The sequence below is a fragment of the Neobacillus cucumis genome (assembly GCF_023715505.1).
This window is the reverse complement of sequence record NZ_JAMBOH010000020.1, coordinates 1-18,864: the sequence shown is the minus strand read 5'-3', so window position 1 is coordinate 18,864 and position 18,864 is coordinate 1. Positions and strand designations below refer to the sequence as shown.

Sequence of the window (18,864 nt, the reverse complement as noted above, 5' to 3'; positions counted from 1 at the left end):
ATTTAATTGGACTATTAAAAATACTCAAAATGTTCAATTTTATTATTTTGTGCAAAGAAAAAGTCCTTTATAATGGAAAAGTCGGGTGGTAAACCGTCCAAATCCATTAAAAAAGGACCAATCTCATGGACAAGAATACACCAAAAACTTCATTTGGACAATGGTTTTCACCAATAAACCTTCAATTATTCGAAGAAAAGGTGAAAACGATGAAATTAGATTACTATACAAAAAAATTAACGACAGAGTCATTCCTAAAATTACTGCTTTTTGCGCAGCTAGAAGAAATTGAAAGTCTGCATGCGCTGGGCGATGGTCTGTTTGATGATCAACTTCAAAAAGGGGTCGACCTTGATTCTATCAGTATTTCTCAGCTGTCACGGCGATTAAATGGTATGAATCCAGATTTATTCCAAAGCATTTTCCTTGATTTAGTCGCACAAATTCATGCCAAAACACACTATACAAAGCTTATCATGCCGTTAAAAATCATTGATTCAAGCACCTTGTCACTAAATTTGATTAATCATAAGTGGGCAAAGTTTCGTAAAACAAAAGCAGGTGTAAAATTGCATTTGCGTCTCGTGTTTATGGAAAAGGGTATCTCCTATCCTGAAAAGGCCGTTATGACAACGGCTAAAGAACATGACCGTGGTCAACTGGAAGTCATGGTAGATGACAAGGAATGCATGTATGTGTTTGACCGTGGCTATTTAGACTACGAGCGCTTTGATCGCATGACTGATGATGGCTACTTTTTTCTTTCTAGGCTACGTAAAAACGCAGTCATACGGGGAGTTTACGTTTTTAAACTACCCGAGGAAACAGCTATTTTGTCAGATAAAATGGTGTTGATTGGTACCACTCAAAACCATGCTGAAAATTACTTTCCCCTTCTAAAAGTGATTGATTCAAAGGGAAACGAACTCGATTTAATCACAAATGGTTTTGATTTGAGTGCCGAAGAAATCTCAGAGATGTCTAAATCACGGTGGGCAATTGAACTGTTCTTTAAATGGATCAAACAGCATCTTAGCATCAAAAAGTTCTACGGTCAGAGTGAATGGGCGATACAAAATCAAGTGTTTATCGCACTTATCGTTTTTTGCCTTCATGTTCTTGTACAAATCGAAACAAGAAGCAAGCGAAAAACCTTACAAATTAGTCGTTATTTAAGGGCTGCGTTGTGGAAACCAGCGAATATCTGGCTTCGCAAGATTGAAGGAAAAGCCATCCCTTAATAAGCAAATTGTCGTCATCCCAAAGGTCTAATTGTAAATAATTTTCCAAATGAATGGAGTCACCTTTATTGGACATTTACTTTTTTGGTTCTAAACAAGGAAGATAATTAAACTGAAAATTGAGATATTATTTATGCAACACTAGTGATTATAATTATATACACGAATGAACGTTCGTTCCAATATGTTGGAGGGAACCTTTACATATTCTTGGTTTTATTCGTCGTTAGTCGTAGCAATAAAAGCACTAAACAGCAAATTAAAGAATATCTACTACATCATTTGTATTTCAAATGACAGAGACTTATCAAATTCAATGTGTAATCCTTGTTCAACGAGCAGATTGATGTGGTGGTGGACACTAACAAGTGAAGTCTATCGGAAAACCCCATAAAAAAACAAAGCTAAATTGATTCATTCGGATAGTAAATTTCGATATAATTACATATTAAAGGGGGTGTTAACAGATGGAGAATCATTTAAGATTGTCTGGTACTTCTTCCACTCATGCAAAGCCTATTATTGGAAAGGCGATACTTTGCGTGGGGCGAAACATTTAATTATCGCTAAACAGCTTTTCTAATATTTTGGCTTTGCACCTTATTTTTTAAAAATTCAAAATAAGGGGCGGGCAAAATTGAAATATCTTAATGCAGCAAAAGTTTTACCCGAAAAGCTAATTGTGGAAATCCAAAAGTATGTACAGGGGGAAACTCTTTATATTCCTAAGCCGGAAACGGAGCATCGGAAATGGGGAACCTCAAGTGGCGGGAGACGGATGCTTGATCACCGTAATGCCGCTATTAAAAATTCCTTCAATAGTGGCAGCAGTATTCAGCAGCTAGCTAAGGAATATTACCTCTCAACCGAAACCATTAAGAAAATTGTTTATTCGCATAAAAAGTAGGCAAACAGCACTGGTGAAATCCTTCATCAGTGTTTTTTATGTAAAAAACGGTTCTAAGTCATTTTCTCCATTTTAGTATTTTGCCGCATTTTTTAAAATAAGTGTAAGAGAAGTCAGCAAATAATAGGAGAGAAATGTAATGACAGAAAAATTTATTATAAATGAGCAGTTGAATTTTATAAAAAAACAGATTGCTATGATTAAGGAAAGTACTAAAAAGAATGTACCCCCAAACGTGTTGGCTGCTGTGATCGACTTAGCCAATGCCAAAATCTTAGATCTCATTCCAAATGCATCATTGGATCAACAAGAAATGCTGGATCTTTCCAGACTAAAAACAGATGTTGAGTATGAGCAATATATCAAGCGTCTTTCAGACTATTTGCTTCCCTTTCCAAAAATCACCGAAGAGCAGCTGAAAAAGATGTTTCCGAAGAATAAAAAATTAAAGCTTCCTGATTTATCAAAAATTGACCACAGCCAGCTGACCTATTTAAGCTGGAACGATCTAAGATCTAATAAAAAATTTATTGTATATGAACTGGATGGAAAAATGGTAGGCATCGAATGTAGTATTACACCGACTAGTAAAAATAATATTTGTTCTTTCTGTAATTGTTTTGGAGAGGTTGCCTATTTTTCCACCGTCACAAAAGCGAAAAAATCTAAAAATCCGGATTATTACAAGGCCATCGGCAATTTTATTTGTGCCAATAGCAGCGAATGTAATAAAAAAATAACCAGTGTCGAATATTTAACAACTTTTCTAAAAGACTCATTAGGTATGTGAATACTTGACACGGTGTCATACTTTTTAGCTCGGAGAGGTGTGTTTTTAGCAAGGAAGTGTGGACCAAGATGAACATGATCCAATTTTAGATCATATTCAAGATAATGTAGGAATAACCTTACAATAAATAGATGAATTTTTAACGGAATACAGAGGGTGACTAAAATGGAAGCGATCGTCTTAGCTGCTGGATATTCAAGTCGAGCGAATGCATTTAAAATGACATTGCCACTCGGGCAAATGTCTGTGTTGGAGCAAACGATTTCTAAATTTGAAGGGCTATGCAGCAGAGTCATTGTCGTAGCCGGGTTTAAAGCGGAACTCATTCAAGAGGAAATCGCAAAAATCTGCCATGAAAATGCCTATTCATTTCAGATAAGGTTTGTTTATAATGAAAACTTTCATCAAGGAATGTTTTCTTCCATTCAAAAGGGCTGCAACGAAATAAGTGCCTCATCCTTCTTTTTAACACCTGGAGATTGTCCGCTTGTAAAAAAAGAGACGGTTCAGCTACTAGCAGAACACAAAGGAAACGTAGTGATTCCCAGCTTTCAATATAAAGGCGGTCACCCCATCCAATTATCAAAGCAAGTGAAACAGGATATTCTCGAAACCAAGCCAGAAAGTAATTTGCGTGCAATCCTTAATTGTTATGAAAAGGAATACTTGAATGTAGAGGATCCGGGAGTAATCATGGATGTTGATACGACGGAGGATTACGAGACAGCTATTCATTATTGTGTGCGTTTAACCAAGCAAAACCCCTTCAGATACAATTGATAGGGTTTTTTTATAGGATTTAATACAGCAGAAATTCATATTAATAAGATGTTTCGAAATTCAATTATAAGAATTTAGAAGACGGGGCTTTCCTTATAGAACTGGCGGAAAAAAGCAGCACGGGGAAGTAGTTTGAATAACGATTATTTTCATCCGACAACTCATTTTTTCCAAGAGAGAGGTTGATAATATACCTAAACACGTTTTTAGGGGTGAGTTATGATAGATAAAAAAAAAGTATTCTCTTTAGCTCAGTTAATCATTCCGTGGCTAACTGTTCCTTTGATGGGAAAACGTTCCTTTTTTAGATTTTTGCCTGTAGCTAGTCTTGTTAATTTATGCCTAAGTGCAACAAGTGTGATTGCTAATAAGAAACAATGGTGGATAAATAAAAATCCTATATCTCCGGGTCCTATTGATTTTACATACTTTCTAGGTCCTTATTTTGTTGGCACATTGTGGATATTTAAGCTAACATATGGTAATTTCTCTAAATACTTAGTTACAAATGTAGTTATAGATTGGATTAATGCTTTCCCTTATTTCTTTATCTCTCAAAAAGTTGGATTATTTAAATTTAAAAAGTGGAGTAATCGTACATGGGGTTTTATGAGTTTAGTTTGGGCAATTTTAATATATGGGATTCAGTATTTAGTGGAACAATCAATTAAGCAATACAATTCAGATAATTAGTCTTTTCATAACAATGTTATTAAGGTAAATTAAATGATGAAATACTTCATTATGGATGATCCCTTTAACTTTTTCCAAGTAATGGGAGAGTTTTATTTTAATAAGTACAATATTTCTGTATGGAGAATCGTAACAAAAAATCTTCCAAAATGAAATGACCCCCTTAAGGCGGACTAATCATCCAATTTAAGGGGATTTTTAGTATGTAAAGTTTTTAAGTGAATATAGAAAAAAGGTTGTATCAGAGTATTTAGAAGGAGGGGTGAGGAAAGAACTGACAAAAAAGTATGGCATTAGTAGTCATCTAACTGTAATAGATTGGGTAAATCGATACAAAAAATATGGGGATAAAGCGTTCAATATACGAAGTCCTAAAAGTGTTTAGTGGTAAGTTTAAGTTGGAAGTACTAGATTGGATGTGGAGTAACAGGGCATCATTACCCGAAACTGCTCTTCATTTTGACATATCTGCACCTAGTACAATTTGGTCGTGGGAAAAGAAATACAACGAGAAAGGTGTCGAAGCTCTGTTCAATCGGAGTTGTAAGCATTATTATTTATTTAGGGATGGTGAAGAGAAAAATGAAAGAGGATAATAGTTTAGATTGTGAAGAAATTTCTTAAAGTTACGAGTGCATAAATATAAAATTATCAAAAGGTGATCTAATAATGAGTATTCAAGTTAAATTGAAAGATATTATTGAGGAAATGGAAGTGCAGTTTGAAGACTCATGTTCATTCTTAAATAGTAAAACCGGTGAGATATTGTTAGTGACATCGGAGAACTTAAGAGCTGCTGAAGACGAACAATCGTTGGATCATTTACCTGAATGGGAACGTGAGAATAGAATGGTTGCAATCGATGTGGTTGAAAACTTTGAAAATTATATAGAATTACCTACTAAATATGATGTGAATGAATATGAGATAATGGAAAACTTTTGCCTAACTGTAAGTGATCAACGAAAGCAAGAATCCTTATCTAGGGCAATTAATGGAAAGGGTGCCTTTAGGAGATTTAAGGAAAAAATTATAGAGTTTGGAATAGAAACCAAATGGTATACATACCGGGACGAGTGTTTTAAACAAATTGCCATTAAATGGTGTCTGGAAAATGAGGTAGACTTTATTGAATAGAAAGACAGGAGGTGGTTTCTAAACAAAGGGCAAACACCTTTTCTTATGAACTAAAGGCAGGTTAGTGGAAGAAGGGGAAAGCGAAAAGTGTATAGATTAATGATTAATATTGGCTACTAACGCAATTATTTAAATAAAAAAGTGAGATTAGTGAAAAAGGATATGAAAAAAAGCATATCCTAGAACGTCCATACCTAACCATTTTATTAATAACGAAATATTTCAAATAATGCCTTACCAACCCAATAAGCAAGTAAAACCCATATCAGAATAAATATAATACCAACAAACCAATTTTTAGGTTTTCCTTTTTTCCTGATTTCTTCAGCATTAACCCTATTTTCTTCAATAACTTGTGGTGGTATTAATTTCAATGCCAATGAAATGCCAAGAGGAACGATAATAAGGTCATCCAGATAACCTAAAACAGGAATGAAATCAGGGATTAAATCAATTGGACTAAAAGCATAGGCAACAACACAAATAGCAACTAACTTAGCATACCAAGGAACTCTGCTATCTTTATAGGATAAATAAAGTACAAATAAATTTTGTTTCAATTTTTTGGCGTAACTTTTTAACTTTGTTAAAGCATTTTGCTTTTCCATCTAATTCCCCCTTAATGGTACAACATTATAATGTAAAGTTGGAATGATATGAAGTATATAGGATTAGGTATTACCTTGTTGCTATAACTATTAGTGTTAACAATTGTATTTTAAATATATAAATTAAGCGTAAAAAAACAAGGCATCTATATAATTAGGGTGCCTTGTTTTGTGGGCCTTACATTAGTTAATACTGCTTTGACTAGCAGCAATATTCACGTTTTCGGTTACAGACTTTCGATGCAACCATTGATAAATAATTGGAATGATAATAAAGCTGTTAATTGTTGATGTTACCATACCGCCAATTACGACAATACCGAGCGTTTGAGAAATGACCGTATCCGCATTATGAGAAAATGCAAGTGGTAACAACGTAAGAACTGTTGCTGCAGCTGTCATTAAAATTGGGCGAATCCTTGAAAGACTGCCATTTAATACAGCTTCTTTAACAGGCATTCCTACTTTTCGATTTCTTTCAATCTTGTCAATTAACACAATACCGTTGGTTACTACAATACCTGTAAGCATTAAAATACCGATTAAGGCAGCCAAATTCCATTCTCCGTGGAATAAAATTAAGGCGATAACCACACCACTTAAGGCTAGTGGAATGCTTAAAAGAACTGAGAAAGGTGCTCTCCATCCTTTGAAAATAGAAGAAGTGATAAGTAATACTAAAAGTATCGAGAATGCAACGGCAACAGACATATCGAAAATCATTTGTTTTACTTGTTCAGTAATTCCTCCCAATGAATAGGTTACATCTTTAGGAAGTTTTATACTGCTTAACGCTTTCTCTGCTTGGCTTGACACCTTACTAATATCATTTGATGTAATCTGTGCAGTTACAAGGGAGAATGGCTGACCATCCCGTTCGCTAATTGTTGAAGCAGTAGTATCCTTCGTAATTTTGGCAATTTGGTCAAGTCGAATCATTTCACCATTAGTTCCACTAAACGTTTCTGCCGAAAGAGATGCCAAAACATCGTTAGCAGAAGCATTTAAGGTAATACTTGAGTTTGCTCCTGTAGCAATTTGATCTAAATATTGGTCAACAGGAAATGCTTTATGGTCAACGATAACGGTGGCATCTTTTGATGATGACATATAACGATTAATGACCGTTAATATGTCTGCAACTTTTATTCCTTTATCTTGAATAGCTTTTTGATTAAAAGTTATTTTGTACTTTGGAGAGCCATTGGTTAAATCTACTTTTCCATCTACACTTAGGTCGGCTACTTTCGATAGCTCTGTTCTGACCTCTTGAGCTACTTGATCCAGTGTTGCTTGGTCCGAACCTGTAAACAGAATACGCATTTGTGAATCATCACCAGAGATGTTCTGGCTTGTTACCGTATAAGTAACATCTTTAGATAATGTAGGAAGCTGCTGTTGTAATTGTTTAATGACAGAATCAGCTTCTTTATCATTCTTCAATACAACGGATAGGTTAGCGACGTTTGGATAAGTGATAAAGCCTCCACCCTGGTCAAAAACATCATCACTTTGTGGTGTCATGGTTGAACCAAAATTAGATGAATACGCATCAACTTTCGGGTTAGACTTTAACGTTTTCTCGATTTTTTGTACTTCAGAATCTACTTGAATTAACGTACTTCCTTTTGGAAGCTCTGCCTTAATGGCAATTTGGTCGATTTTTCCGCTAGGCAATAAACTTACTGGAAGAAAGGCAGAATAGATGCCAGCTGCTAAAAAGACTAAGATAGAGCCAATTATCATTGCCTTTTTATGTTTAAAAGCAGATTGAAGAATTGGTTTCATTTTTGAATCGAGTTTAACCGTTTGTTTTTCTCCGTTTCCACTTTTCCATCCCATAAAAGCAAGTGCAGGAATGACAAGCATTGCCACAAAGAATGAAATGATTAAAGCAACTACAACCGACCACGCAAACCCGCTATAGGAGGCACTAATTACGCCGCCAACAAATGCAATTGGAATATAAACGGCGATCGTTGTAAGAGTTGAGCCTAAAATGGCTGGAATCATTTCAACAACAGATGATGCAAGAATAGAAAGTAATGGTTTCTCCTGCTGTTCTTCCCGTTTTCGGTACATGTTGTCCAAGATAACAATCGAGTCATCGACAATTCGACCCATCGCTACAATCAAGCCTGAAACGGTTAAAATGTTTAAAGTAATACCCATTGATTTTAAGAATGCCGTAGTTGCTAGTAATGAAATTGGCAGCGAAATAGCAATTAATAATGTGCTTCTTACATTTCGGAAGAAGAAGAATACACAAAACATAGAGAATAAACAACCGAGTAAACCTTCTCGAACCAAACCGAACAGTGAGCTGTTTAATTCTTTTTCACGGTCAAGTAAGACATGGAACGAAACATCCTTTGGATTCACGGTATCCAGGTGAAGATGTTCAACACGGTCCTTTACCTGGTCCGCCACATCGGTAATATTGGCCGATGGTGTCTTGATAACATTTAAAGTAACACTTGGTGCTCCATTTGTTCGAGACACTGTTTTTACGTCGTTTAAAGAATGAGTGATGGTACCGAACGCTGATACAGGAATCACTTTTCCTTCCTTATTCTTAATCGTAGCGTTTTCCATTTGCTGCTCGTTTAATGGTATTCCATCAAACGATACGGGTATTGATAATTGATTGTTTACAATATTCCCTTGTGGCATCGAAGGAACAGCTAAAGCAAATGATTTATTCACATCATCCAAAGTTAATCCGTTTTTCATAAGGTCTTTCATTCGTACTGTCAATACATATCCATCTTTTGCTCCCCCAATGACGGATACATCCGATACACCAGGAACAGATTTTAACTGCTTAACAATTTCCTGTGTTGCGGTGGAACGTAATGTTTGTTCATCCAATTTTGAACTTGTTACGCTGTAAGTCAAAATCGGGAATGAACTTGTTGTTAAACGCGTTACGGACGGCGTGTTTGTAATAGTTGATGGTAGATCAGCATTAGCTAGTGCTTTGTTTACTTGATCTTCTGCCATCTTCATGTCTGTATTCATAGGGAAATACAAACTCATAAATAATCCGCCATCATAAGATGTGCTTTCTACATTGGAAAGTCCGTCTACTACTTTGACAGCACTTGCCAGATTATCGGTCACTTGCTGTTTAACTTGTTCAGCTTGATAACCAGGAACTTTCATACTGACGGAAAGGGTTGTATTGTTAATCCCAGGCAAATAATCTCGTTGCATTTGGTAGGCTGAAATTCCTCCCCAAGCCAAAATGATAACAACACATACGATCATAAGAATGGCTCTTTGCATGGTTGCCTCTACTAATTTTTTCATTTATTTCCTCTCCAATCTCTTTTTATGACTAAACCCAAATAACCTTATAGTTTTCTGTCGAGAATTTAAATTTTGTATTGAAATTGAATTGGGCATTTCAAGTATATAAAACAACCTTTTGGGTTCCCTTAGTAAAACATTAAGATTTCATTAATATGGTCAATTAATTTACATCCCGTGCTATTTCATAAAATTGTGTGGGTATGATATATAAAAGCAGGAATTCTCGATGGTGAGGTGGGAGTAGTTTGTTTAATAAGATACTAAAAGCGGTACCTAATTTATTTACGCTTGGAAATTTATTGTGCGGTGTTCTTTCAATTACATGTAATATGAGTGGGCTTTTAGAGGTATCCGCCGTTTTAATATTCTTTTCCGCTGTTTTCGATCTATTTGACGGAAGGGTTGCTAGAAAACTAAAAGTGAACAGTGCATTTGGCGTACAATTGGATTCCTTAGCTGATATTGTGAGTTTCGGGGTGGCGCCTGCACTTTTATTTCATTCATTAGCAGCACCTTCCATTTTAACTTCATTGGCCTTTATCCTTTTCCCAATTATGGGGGCATTGAGACTGGCTAGATTCAATGTTAAACCAACCATTGGGTATTTCAAGGGGTTACCTATTCCTGCTGCTGGATTACCTTTGGCAGGCATGGGCTTCTTTTTATATAGCAATGCTTGGATTACCTTAGTCCTCGCTCTTCTAATGGTAAGTCCAATAAGGGTGAAAAAACTTTAATTTATTTTTCTGGTAAAAAGCTATTAACCATTCATATTGGGATAGCTTTTTTTCATAACCTTTTGGTTCCCTTAATACACGATTAAGAATTCATTAAATTAGAAAAAGTATGCCTTTATCGTGCTAAATTGTAAGTAGGTCTAAAGTTGAGGGAATATATTTTAGAGTTCTTTTTATTAAAAATGGGGGCATTTATATGTCATATTTAATAACTTTATTTGAACAGCATAGTTATCTAATATTATTCATAGGGATTTTTCTAGAACTCATGGCACTTCCCATTTCAGGTGAGTTTTTAATGAGCTACGCTGGTTACTTTGTATTCCAAGGAAAAATGAATTACATTTTAGCACTTTTGACAGTTTTCCTTTCAGCTGGTGTGGGAATTACCGTAACCTATTGGATTGGGAAAGCTGGGGGATATAGACTAATCGAAAAATACGGAAAGTTTATTCATATGGGCCCAGATAGATATAAAAAAACAGCCGCTTGGTTTGAGCGTTCAGGCAGTAAATTGCTTGTTTTTGCTTATTTCATACCAGGCATAAGGCATTTTACTGGTTATATTTCTGGCATTTCTAAAATGCCTTTTCGCAAATTTATCATTCCTGCTTATACAGGTGCTTTTTTATGGGGAATTTGTTTTATTACTTTGGGAAAAATATTGGGCCCACAATGGGAGAGCTTCCATCAAGCAGCTAGTAAATATTTAATCGTATTCATTATTGTTTTAGCTGTAATGTTAATAGGTTATGTTGCCTATCGGTATTATAAAGTTCAAGTCAAAGTATTTTTTATTCATTTATTACAACGCTTGATTCAGCGTCTAAAGACTATTAGAGCAACTGAGATTTTTCTTACTTTCCTTACTTTAATTTTAATTGGTATGGTCACATTGATGTTAGGAATGGCACAAGACTATTTATATAATGAGTTTACCCAGTTTAATAAAGTTACAGAATACATCATTCATTCGGCTATTTATACGAGTTGGATGAAAGGGTTAATCGTATTTGAATCCCCAATCGGACTTGGTTCCATAATAGCAGTAACGATGATCCGAATTTGGAGCAAGGGACATAACAGAGGGCTTGAATATCTTTTACTTGCAGTTTCAATAGCTGGAGCCAAACCTTTTCATGATACGGTGTTGAAAGTATTTGCTTATCTTCAATCCTTTGGGTTTGTTGGGAAATTTCATTCTGCAAATTTTCCTGATTTTAATGCTACTGTTTTGATCATTATTTATGGAACATGTTTATTTTTGCTTGTTCGTCATTCCCCGAAAAATTATATGGCTATATTTGGGCCATTATTCGTCTTAGTCCTATTAATAGGACTAGCCATTGTAAATATTGCATCTGCAAACGTACTTCCGAGTGATACTGTGGGCGGATATGTATATGGCGGGGTCTGGATATTTTTTAACTTCTTGTTTTTTGAAATGTTAAGACTTGTAGTAGCAAAGTATTGAATTGAAAATGTGTCATATGGAAGAACAATAGAAGGGCTTGATGGACGTTGAAAACACATATTCTTGTTATTGAGGATGAAGCTCAAATTGCACGTGTATTGAAAATGGAGCTTGAGTATGAAGGTTATCATGTAACAGTAGAACATAATGGTAAATCTGGATTAGAAACCGCCTTGAATTCGGACGTGGACATCATTTTATTGGATGTAATGTTGCCTGGAGTAAGTGGGATAGAAGTGTTAAGACGTTTTAGAAAGGATAACAGAAGAACACCTGTTATTCTCCTAACGGCTCGTAATACAACATATGATAAGGTAGCAGGATTGGACCATGGAGCTAATGATTATGTCACAAAGCCTTATGAAATTGAAGAATTGTTAGCTCGGATTCGTGCGTGTCTACGTAATTATCACGAAGATGTATCAATGGAAGAACAACCCTTATTGACGGTTGAGGACTTAGTTATTAACAAAGACACACGAGAAGTAAAAAGGAATGGACAATTTATTACCTTAACACCAAAGGAATATGATTTACTGGTTTATTTAGTTTTGAATAAAAACAAGGTTGTAACAAGAGATAGCATCATAATGAACGTGTGGGGATATGAGTACGAGGGTGAAACGAATGTCATTGATGTGTTTATAAGGCAATTAAGAAAGAAGATGGATGAGGGCTTTTCTATCCAATTAATTAATACGGTTAGAGGGATTGGTTACACCATCAAGGAGAAAAAAGATGAAGATCACAACAAAGATTAATCTGTTAACAACTGTGTGGATGCTTTGCATTTTAATGATCATTAATTTTGTGGTCTTCTTTTTATTTATGAAAACAACAGTAAATATGGAAGAGAAAGTTCTCCTTCAAAAAGCAGAAGATATTATAAAAGGATTCGATACTAATCAATCTTCCAGTAATATTGAACCAAAATTAAAAGATTATTTAACGGATCATACATTTATAAGAATTATTCAACCGAAAAATAAGGTCGTTCATGAAGTAACGAATGACCAATTACTCTCCAAAAAAATTAAAGGAAAATACACAACGACAAAGCAATCCCAAACACGATTAATTTCGGCGGAAAACGGAGAAGAAGAAGTTTTGATTGTACGTTTACCAATTAAACATGGAAATAATGAAAGTTTGGAAATTGGAGAACGGTTATCGGGTCTAGAAACGAGAAAAGAAATTCTTCGTGGAATATTAGGGTTTTGTACAATATTAGCAACGGTTTTATCCTTACTTGGAGGGAGATGGTTAGCGAACATGGTCATGAGACCCATATCCAATATGATAAACACAATGGAAGAAATTGAAAAGAGCGGTGTTCCAAAAAAGATAGTCATCCAAAATAAAACGAGAGATGAACTCTATACAATGGCGAGTACATTTAATCGTATGATTGATAGGCTCCAAGAAAATTTGGCCAAGCAAGCACAGTTTGTTTCTGATGCATCGCATGAACTAAAGACTCCATTAACCATCATCAAGAGCTATGCAAATCTCTTAAGAAGGCAAGGGTTAGAAAATCAAGATATAGCCGAAGAGGCCATCCATGCCATTCATACAGAAGCAACTAGAATACAAAAAATGACTGATACTTTTCTAGACCTAGCTAACTTAGAGAATGAAAATGTATTAGAAATAAATAAAATCAACTTGGTATCTTTATGCGAAAGTATCCTAAAACAACTTAAAGAGGTATATAAAAGAGAAATAACACTGCATTTTGAAGAAAATCCTATCACCATTTATGCTGATGAGTTAAAGATCAAGCAAGTTATTATCATCTTGCTTGATAATGCAATTAAATATAGCCAAGAAAATATTGAAGTTTTCTTGGATAAGAAAGAAAAACATGCCATGATACAAATCAAAGATTATGGGATTGGAATCCCAGTGGATGAGATAGATAATATTTTTGAACGGTTTTATAGAGTGGACAAAGCTAGAAGCCGAGAAACTGGAGGTTCTGGTTTGGGCCTGCATATTGCTAAAAGAATAATCAAACTACACAAAGGCCATCTTAAAATAAATAGCAAAGAAGGATCAGGAACGAAAGTGGAATTGTTTTTACCAATTTACAACGAACAAATTCAAGATTAGTGCGTTGGTCTATAAATACGAAGACTTGATTCATGTTAAAAATTTCAAGATTGCTTTTTCTTCTTGAAGTTTACTTTGAATAAGAACAATATTTCTGTATGGAGAAACAAACAAAAAATCTTCCAAGACGGAAGATTTTATTAAAAGATAATGTGTGAATTTCGAATTCGAGAATTGTCCAGCGCAAGGCGCTGCCTATCGGCTCGAGGTTATGAGCGGATAGGCAGGCGCCTTACGCTTTTTCTATTTTAAATTGGGAAATCCTTGTTGCCGTAAAGCCTCATATACCAATATAGCAGCTGTATTCGAAAGGTTCAGTGATCGAATATTATCATTCATTGGTATTCTCAAAAAGTGATCTTTATTTTTTTTTAGCAAATCTTTTGGCAAACCGGTTGTTTCTTTTCCAAACATAAAATAATGTTCTTTTGATACATCACTGAAATCAAAGGATGAATGTGGTTTTTCACCAAACGTCTCAATATAGTAAAACTCACCTTGATTTTTTGAAAAAAAGTCATCTAGTGAGTCATAATACGTTATGTTTACAAGCTTCCAGAAATCCAGACCAGCTTGTTTGATCATCTTTTCATCTGTTGAAAAGCCAAGTGGTCGAATTAAATGCAAGGCTGTTTCTGTTGCGGCGCAAGTACGTGCAATATTTCCAGTATTAGCCGGAATTTCTGGTTGATATAGTACAACATGTATTGCCAAGAATGGTCACCTCTATCTTTATTTTGCCCTCCAAATTATAGCATACAAATTGTGAAGATATGTACTTACGAAAACGGGAAAAGGAGTGAAAAAAGCAGCGCACCAACCGAACCCAATAATATATTAAATCGTTTTTAACTTTATCATTATTTTTATTGCAAATGCAACAAATTTAGATTAAATTAAATGTATGAAATGTTATTGTATTTGCAACAAAAATTAATAAGAAGGAGTGAATTATGAAGGAAATTCTACGTGAAATTGGATTGATTGCCAGGGCATTAGATTCTATAAGTAATATAGAATTTAAACAATATGACCTTACAAAGGGGCAGTATTTGTACCTTGTTCGAATATGCGAAAATCCAGGAATCATTCAAGAAAAGTTAGCTGAGATGATCAAAGTAGATCGTACAACAGCAGCTCGTGCTATAAAAAAACTTGAAATGAATGGCTTTATTGAAAAGAAAGAAGATCAACATAACAAAAAAATAAAGAGGCTTTTTCCAACAGAGAAAGGGAAAAATGTTTATCCTTCTATAAAAAGAGAAAATGATTATTCCAATACCGTTGCATTAGAGGGATTTTCCGAAAGTGAAGCAGAAACGATTTTCAATCTTCTTCAAAGAGTAAGAAAAAATATAGAAAAAGACTGGGAATTTGTAAAAAAGGGAAACAAGAGAGAGTATTGATTCTATAAAGGAGCGACATATTAAATGACTATCAATATAAAACAGTGTAACCATGGGGATTTACGGAAACTTCAAGAAATTTGTTATGAAACATTTAATGAGACATTTAAGGATCAGAATTCACCCGAAAATATGAATGCCTATTTGGAAAGTGCATTTAACTTAAAACAATTAGAAAAAGAATTATCCAATATTTCTTCGCAATTCTTTTATGTGTATTTTAATAATGAAGTTGCTGGATATTTAAAGGTCAATCTCAATGACGCCCAGTCTGAAGAAATGGGTGATGAATCGCTTGAAATCGAGAGGATTTATATAAGGAACAAATTTCAAAAACATGGTCTTGGTAAATATCTTCTAAATAAAGCAATGGAAATTGCGATGGAATGTAATAAAAAGAAAGTCTGGCTAGGCGTATGGGAAAAAAATGAAAACGCTATTGGCTTTTATAAGAAAATGGGGTTTGTTCAAACTGGAGCCCATTCCTTTTATATGGGAGATGAAGAACAAATAGATTTTATAATGACAAAAACGCTAAACTAAATCTATTTCAAAGGCGGGCTATGATGTATATTCCAAAATATTTTAAGGTCTCAAATGTTGATGAAATTTGGGATTTAGTTCAAAAAAACTCTTTTGGCACAATTGTTACAACAGAACAAGGGAAACCGATTGCTACTCACTTGCCTTTGGGGTTAACTAAAAAAGGTGATGATTCCTATATTACTGGGCATATGGCTTTTGGAAATCCTCAGTGGAGAACACTTGAAACCTGTGATGATGTGCTTGTAATGTTTCAGGGACCGAACGCTTACATTTCTTCTTCTTGGTATTCCCACGAAAATGTTCCGACGTGGAATTATCAGGCTATCCATATGTATGGAAAAGCAAGTTTATTAGAAAAAAATGAACTAATAGAAGAATTAACAGTAATGTTGGAAAAATATGAACAACATCGTGAAAATCCCGTTTTATGGGATCAACTTTCTCCTGAACTATTAGAAAATCAGCTAAAAGGGATTGTTGGTTTTAAGATTAAAGTGGCAGAAATCCAGGCTGCTTATAAATTAAGCCAAAACCGAAATGAAACCGATTATATTAACATCATTGATAAATTACAAAATGAAGGAAATCCAAATTCGAAACAGATAGCAGAACGGATGGAAAAGAGACTAAAAAATCACCAATAAATTGTCAGACATGAAAAAGGTGCATTTTTTTATATTGATTTTTTAAATTGATTGTTCACTAGCAAGAGAACCAACAACTAGAAAAGTTGGATATTCACTAAAAGGTATAATATTAAAGAAAATTATAATTGTTTTATAAACCGCCCAATCATATAATTGTGTGAAAAAGGATACGTATCATGCCTATTAATTCTTTTGAAAACTATCGATGAGCTGGAAGCCATCGATTGATAAAACTAAAAAGCCTATTTATCAAGCACTCGCTGGGCAATTGGAACAGGATATAGTAAACGGAGTTTTATTACCTGGAACAAAACTTTCTCCACAGAGAGAACTGGCTGATTATTTGGATTTAAATTTAAGTACCATTTCAAAAGCTTTTTAAGTTTGTGAGTTAAAGGGCTTGCTAAGTGCATCTGTTGGAAGTGGCACATATGTATCGTATGATGCGTTATCGAATGCGTATTTACTTGAAGATACAAAACCGGCATTTAATTGAAATGGGAGCAACACTACCAGATAATGCTTCTTACGAGCCATTGCTACTCCAACTAAAAGTATGCTGCAAGAGACAGATTATGAAAAATGGTTTGGTTATGGTCGGTCAGGGGGAAAGCCTTTGGCAAAAGGATGCAGCTATAAAGCTAATCCGAAGAGGTGGGTTTGAAACAACCGTTGATCACATTTTATTTGCAAATGGGGGTCAAAATGCGATTGCTACTACATTGGCAAGTCTTTGTATGCCTGGAGATCGCGTTGGTGTTGACCATCATACTTCCCCCGGCTTAAGAACTGTTGCAGCAATGTTTAGTGTACAACTAGTACCGATAAAATCAGAGAATTATGAAATGAGTCCCACGTCTTTTGAATATGAGTGTAAAAATGACAATATTAAAGGCATTTACTTAATTCCAGATTATCATAATCCGACAGCTTCCTTTATGTCTGTTGAAAATCGAAAAATGATTGCAGCAATTGCCAAAAAGTATAAACTGTTCGTTATTGAAGATGCATCGTACCATCTTCTGGGCGAAAAACCACTTCCAGCAGTCACATCATCTGCCCCAGAAACAGTCATCTATATTGCAAGTTTATCTAAATCATTAGCACCAGGGTTACGACTAGCCTATGTAGCAGTGCGGAGTCAATTTAAGGAGCTAATTTCAAAGGCACTTTATAATTTAAATATAACAGTTTCCCCGCTATTAGCAGAACTAGCAGCACGTACGATTGTATTGAATCAATTTGAAGTGTTAATTGAGGGTCATCGGGAACAAACCATTTGTAGAAACCAAATCGTAAATCGATATTTTGCAGACTATACGTATTTAGGTGTAGAAACAGGCATCTTTCGTTGGTTGTTATTACCAGGCCAAATTACAGGTGCTAAATTTGAAACGGTAGCTGCGGGGCAGGGAGTACAAGTTTATGCGGCTGAACGTTTTGTGGTTGGAAATAGATGTCCAGAAAGGGCGGTAAGAGTTTCTGTATGTCACCAAAAACGCTTGAAGAGCTTGAGCAAGGATTGATGATCCTAAAACGATTGCTAAACAGTCTTACCTAATATTGTTTACCATACAATTATAATATTGTATGGTTTTTTTGGTGCGCCCGGCATGGGCTATAACTTGGTGGTGAAAGTCCACTACAGGCTTGGCAGTAGGAACTGTTAGCCAATGGCAAGGGTGTCCACCGTGAGGTGGAATCTGAAGGAAGCCGGAGGCAAAATCCCGAACTGACGAACAGAAACTGTATACAAGGCTGAATTGGAATGGACGAGTTTGCCAAACAAAACAAAGTCCGATACTGCACGAGTTCCATACAGTAAATACAGCAGTTACATGGGAGGAAGGTTATAGCTCTTACCCGGGGAGGTCTTACAAGGGTTCCCGGCAAGAGAGATGGAACATCTCACAGGAACAAGTTTGTCAGTGATGGCAGACTGAATTGTAAGAAGTCAGCAGAGGTCATAGTAATTCTTAAAGAATGAAGGACCGAACAATAATAATCTTGAAGGAATATGGAGGTAAGGACAGTGCAAAGACCACAGAAAACATCGATAGATGGCTGCCCGCAAAGGGATAAGTTGGAAACTGAAGAGTATGCGGGAGCGTGTAGTTCTGTCTTTAAAGAAGTAGGACAACAAGATGGTATCGAATTAATTGACAAAGTGATTGATGATAATAATCTTTTCAGAGCATGTGAAAAAGTCAAAGCCAATAAAGGTGCACCGGGAATTGACGGGATGACTGTAGATGAACTCTATGGTCATGTCGGTAAATACCTATACCATCTTAAAAGGAAATTGAAAGAAGGCTCATATGAGCCCCTCCCAGTTAAAAGGGTTGAAATACCTAAACCGGACGGTTCCAAACGTAAGTTAGGTATTCCGTGTGTCCGGGACCGAATGGTCCAACAGGCTATTTACCAAATAATTGGTGAAATTATAGACCCACATTTCTCTGAATCAAGTT

The 18,864-nt window shown here is 35.3% G+C and carries 17 protein-coding genes and 2 pseudogenes; 16 read left to right on the top strand and 3 right to left on the bottom strand.

The genetic code is table 11. The features are described 5' to 3' along the window. Positions 1-125 precede the first annotated feature (125 nt). The 7 genes from M3226_RS22300 to M3226_RS22275 all read left to right on the top strand — a co-directional run bounded on the left by M3226_RS22300 (position 126) and on the right by M3226_RS22275 (position 5,548). A complete protein-coding gene (locus tag M3226_RS22300; RefSeq protein WP_251570788.1) occupies positions 126-1,241 on the top strand; it encodes an IS4 family transposase in 1,116 nt (371 codons plus the stop codon). 637 nt (positions 1,242-1,878) lie between these two features. Then, positions 1,879-2,148, top strand: coding sequence for a CD3324 family protein (locus tag M3226_RS22295; RefSeq protein WP_251570786.1), 270 nt, complete (start codon positions 1,879-1,881; stop codon positions 2,146-2,148). Positions 2,149-2,287: 139 nt separating this feature from the next. Then, positions 2,288-2,938 carry a FusB/FusC family EF-G-binding protein gene (locus M3226_RS22290; RefSeq protein ID WP_251570784.1) on the top strand — a complete coding sequence of 217 codons (651 nt, stop codon included), beginning with the start codon at positions 2,288-2,290 and terminating at the stop codon, positions 2,936-2,938. A 165-nt stretch (positions 2,939-3,103) separates the two neighbouring features. Further along, a complete protein-coding gene (locus M3226_RS22285) occupies positions 3,104-3,718 on the top strand; it encodes a nucleotidyltransferase family protein (protein ID WP_251570783.1) in 615 nt (204 codons plus the stop codon). Between the two features lie 219 nt (positions 3,719-3,937). Continuing rightward, a complete protein-coding gene (locus M3226_RS22280) occupies positions 3,938-4,411 on the top strand; it encodes a hypothetical protein (RefSeq protein WP_251570781.1) in 474 nt (157 codons plus the stop codon). A 341-nt stretch (positions 4,412-4,752) separates the two neighbouring features. After that, positions 4,753-5,007, top strand: coding sequence for a helix-turn-helix domain-containing protein (locus tag M3226_RS32810; RefSeq protein ID WP_374110667.1), 255 nt, complete (start codon positions 4,753-4,755; stop codon positions 5,005-5,007). Between the two features lie 73 nt (positions 5,008-5,080). Then, positions 5,081-5,548 (top strand): UPF0158 family protein, encoded by a 468-nt coding sequence (locus tag M3226_RS22275; RefSeq protein WP_251570778.1) that lies wholly within the window; start codon positions 5,081-5,083, stop codon positions 5,546-5,548. Positions 5,549-5,754: 206 nt separating this feature from the next. On the opposite strand, the gene M3226_RS22270 is transcribed toward M3226_RS22275, so the two are convergent. Both M3226_RS22270 and M3226_RS22265 read right to left on the bottom strand, forming a co-directional pair. Further along, a complete protein-coding gene (locus M3226_RS22270; protein WP_251570776.1) occupies positions 5,755-6,156 on the bottom strand; it encodes a YkvA family protein in 402 nt (133 codons plus the stop codon). 183 nt (positions 6,157-6,339) lie between these two features. Further along, a complete protein-coding gene (locus M3226_RS22265; protein ID WP_251570773.1) occupies positions 6,340-9,468 on the bottom strand; it encodes an efflux RND transporter permease subunit in 3,129 nt (1,042 codons plus the stop codon). Between the two features lie 248 nt (positions 9,469-9,716). Here M3226_RS22265 and pssA point away from each other — a divergent pair, with 248 nt between their 5' ends. From pssA to M3226_RS22245, 4 genes are all read left to right on the top strand, one after another. Then, on the top strand, positions 9,717-10,208 hold the full coding sequence (gene pssA, locus M3226_RS22260) for a CDP-diacylglycerol--serine O-phosphatidyltransferase (protein ID WP_251570771.1): 492 nt from the start codon (positions 9,717-9,719) through the stop codon (positions 10,206-10,208). A 196-nt stretch (positions 10,209-10,404) separates the two neighbouring features. Beyond that, positions 10,405-11,682, top strand: a complete 1,278-nt coding sequence (locus M3226_RS22255) for a DedA family protein (RefSeq protein WP_251570769.1) — start codon at positions 10,405-10,407, stop codon at positions 11,680-11,682. Positions 11,683-11,729: 47 nt separating this feature from the next. After that, a complete protein-coding gene (locus M3226_RS22250) occupies positions 11,730-12,443 on the top strand; it encodes a response regulator transcription factor (RefSeq protein ID WP_285857946.1) in 714 nt (237 codons plus the stop codon). After that, positions 12,421-13,794, top strand: coding sequence for a sensor histidine kinase (locus M3226_RS22245; RefSeq protein ID WP_251570767.1), 1,374 nt, complete (start codon positions 12,421-12,423; stop codon positions 13,792-13,794). The genes M3226_RS22250 and M3226_RS22245 overlap by 23 nt, the downstream gene beginning before the upstream one ends. A 243-nt stretch (positions 13,795-14,037) precedes the next feature. Here M3226_RS22245 and trmL read toward each other — a convergent pair whose 3' ends face one another. Next, positions 14,038-14,508 carry a tRNA (uridine(34)/cytosine(34)/5-carboxymethylaminomethyluridine(34)-2'-O)-methyltransferase TrmL gene (trmL, locus tag M3226_RS22240; RefSeq protein WP_251570765.1) on the bottom strand — a complete coding sequence of 157 codons (471 nt, stop codon included), beginning with the start codon at positions 14,506-14,508 and terminating at the stop codon, positions 14,038-14,040. Between the two features lie 239 nt (positions 14,509-14,747). On the opposite strand from trmL, the gene M3226_RS22235 reads away from it, so the two are divergent. From M3226_RS22235 to M3226_RS22215, 5 genes and pseudogenes are all read left to right on the top strand, one after another. Next, positions 14,748-15,200 carry a MarR family winged helix-turn-helix transcriptional regulator gene (locus M3226_RS22235; protein ID WP_251570763.1) on the top strand — a complete coding sequence of 151 codons (453 nt, stop codon included), beginning with the start codon at positions 14,748-14,750 and terminating at the stop codon, positions 15,198-15,200. A 24-nt stretch (positions 15,201-15,224) separates the two neighbouring features. Continuing rightward, positions 15,225-15,743, top strand: a complete 519-nt coding sequence (locus M3226_RS22230) for a GNAT family N-acetyltransferase (RefSeq protein WP_251570761.1) — start codon at positions 15,225-15,227, stop codon at positions 15,741-15,743. Between the two features lie 23 nt (positions 15,744-15,766). Beyond that, positions 15,767-16,390, top strand: coding sequence for an FMN-binding negative transcriptional regulator (locus M3226_RS22225; RefSeq protein WP_251570906.1), 624 nt, complete (start codon positions 15,767-15,769; stop codon positions 16,388-16,390). Between the two features lie 179 nt (positions 16,391-16,569). Then, positions 16,570-17,954, top strand: a pseudogene (locus M3226_RS22220) (aminotransferase-like domain-containing protein). 471 nt (positions 17,955-18,425) lie between these two features. Beyond that, positions 18,426-18,864: pseudogene (locus M3226_RS22215) on the top strand (group II intron reverse transcriptase/maturase); the annotation flags it as partial.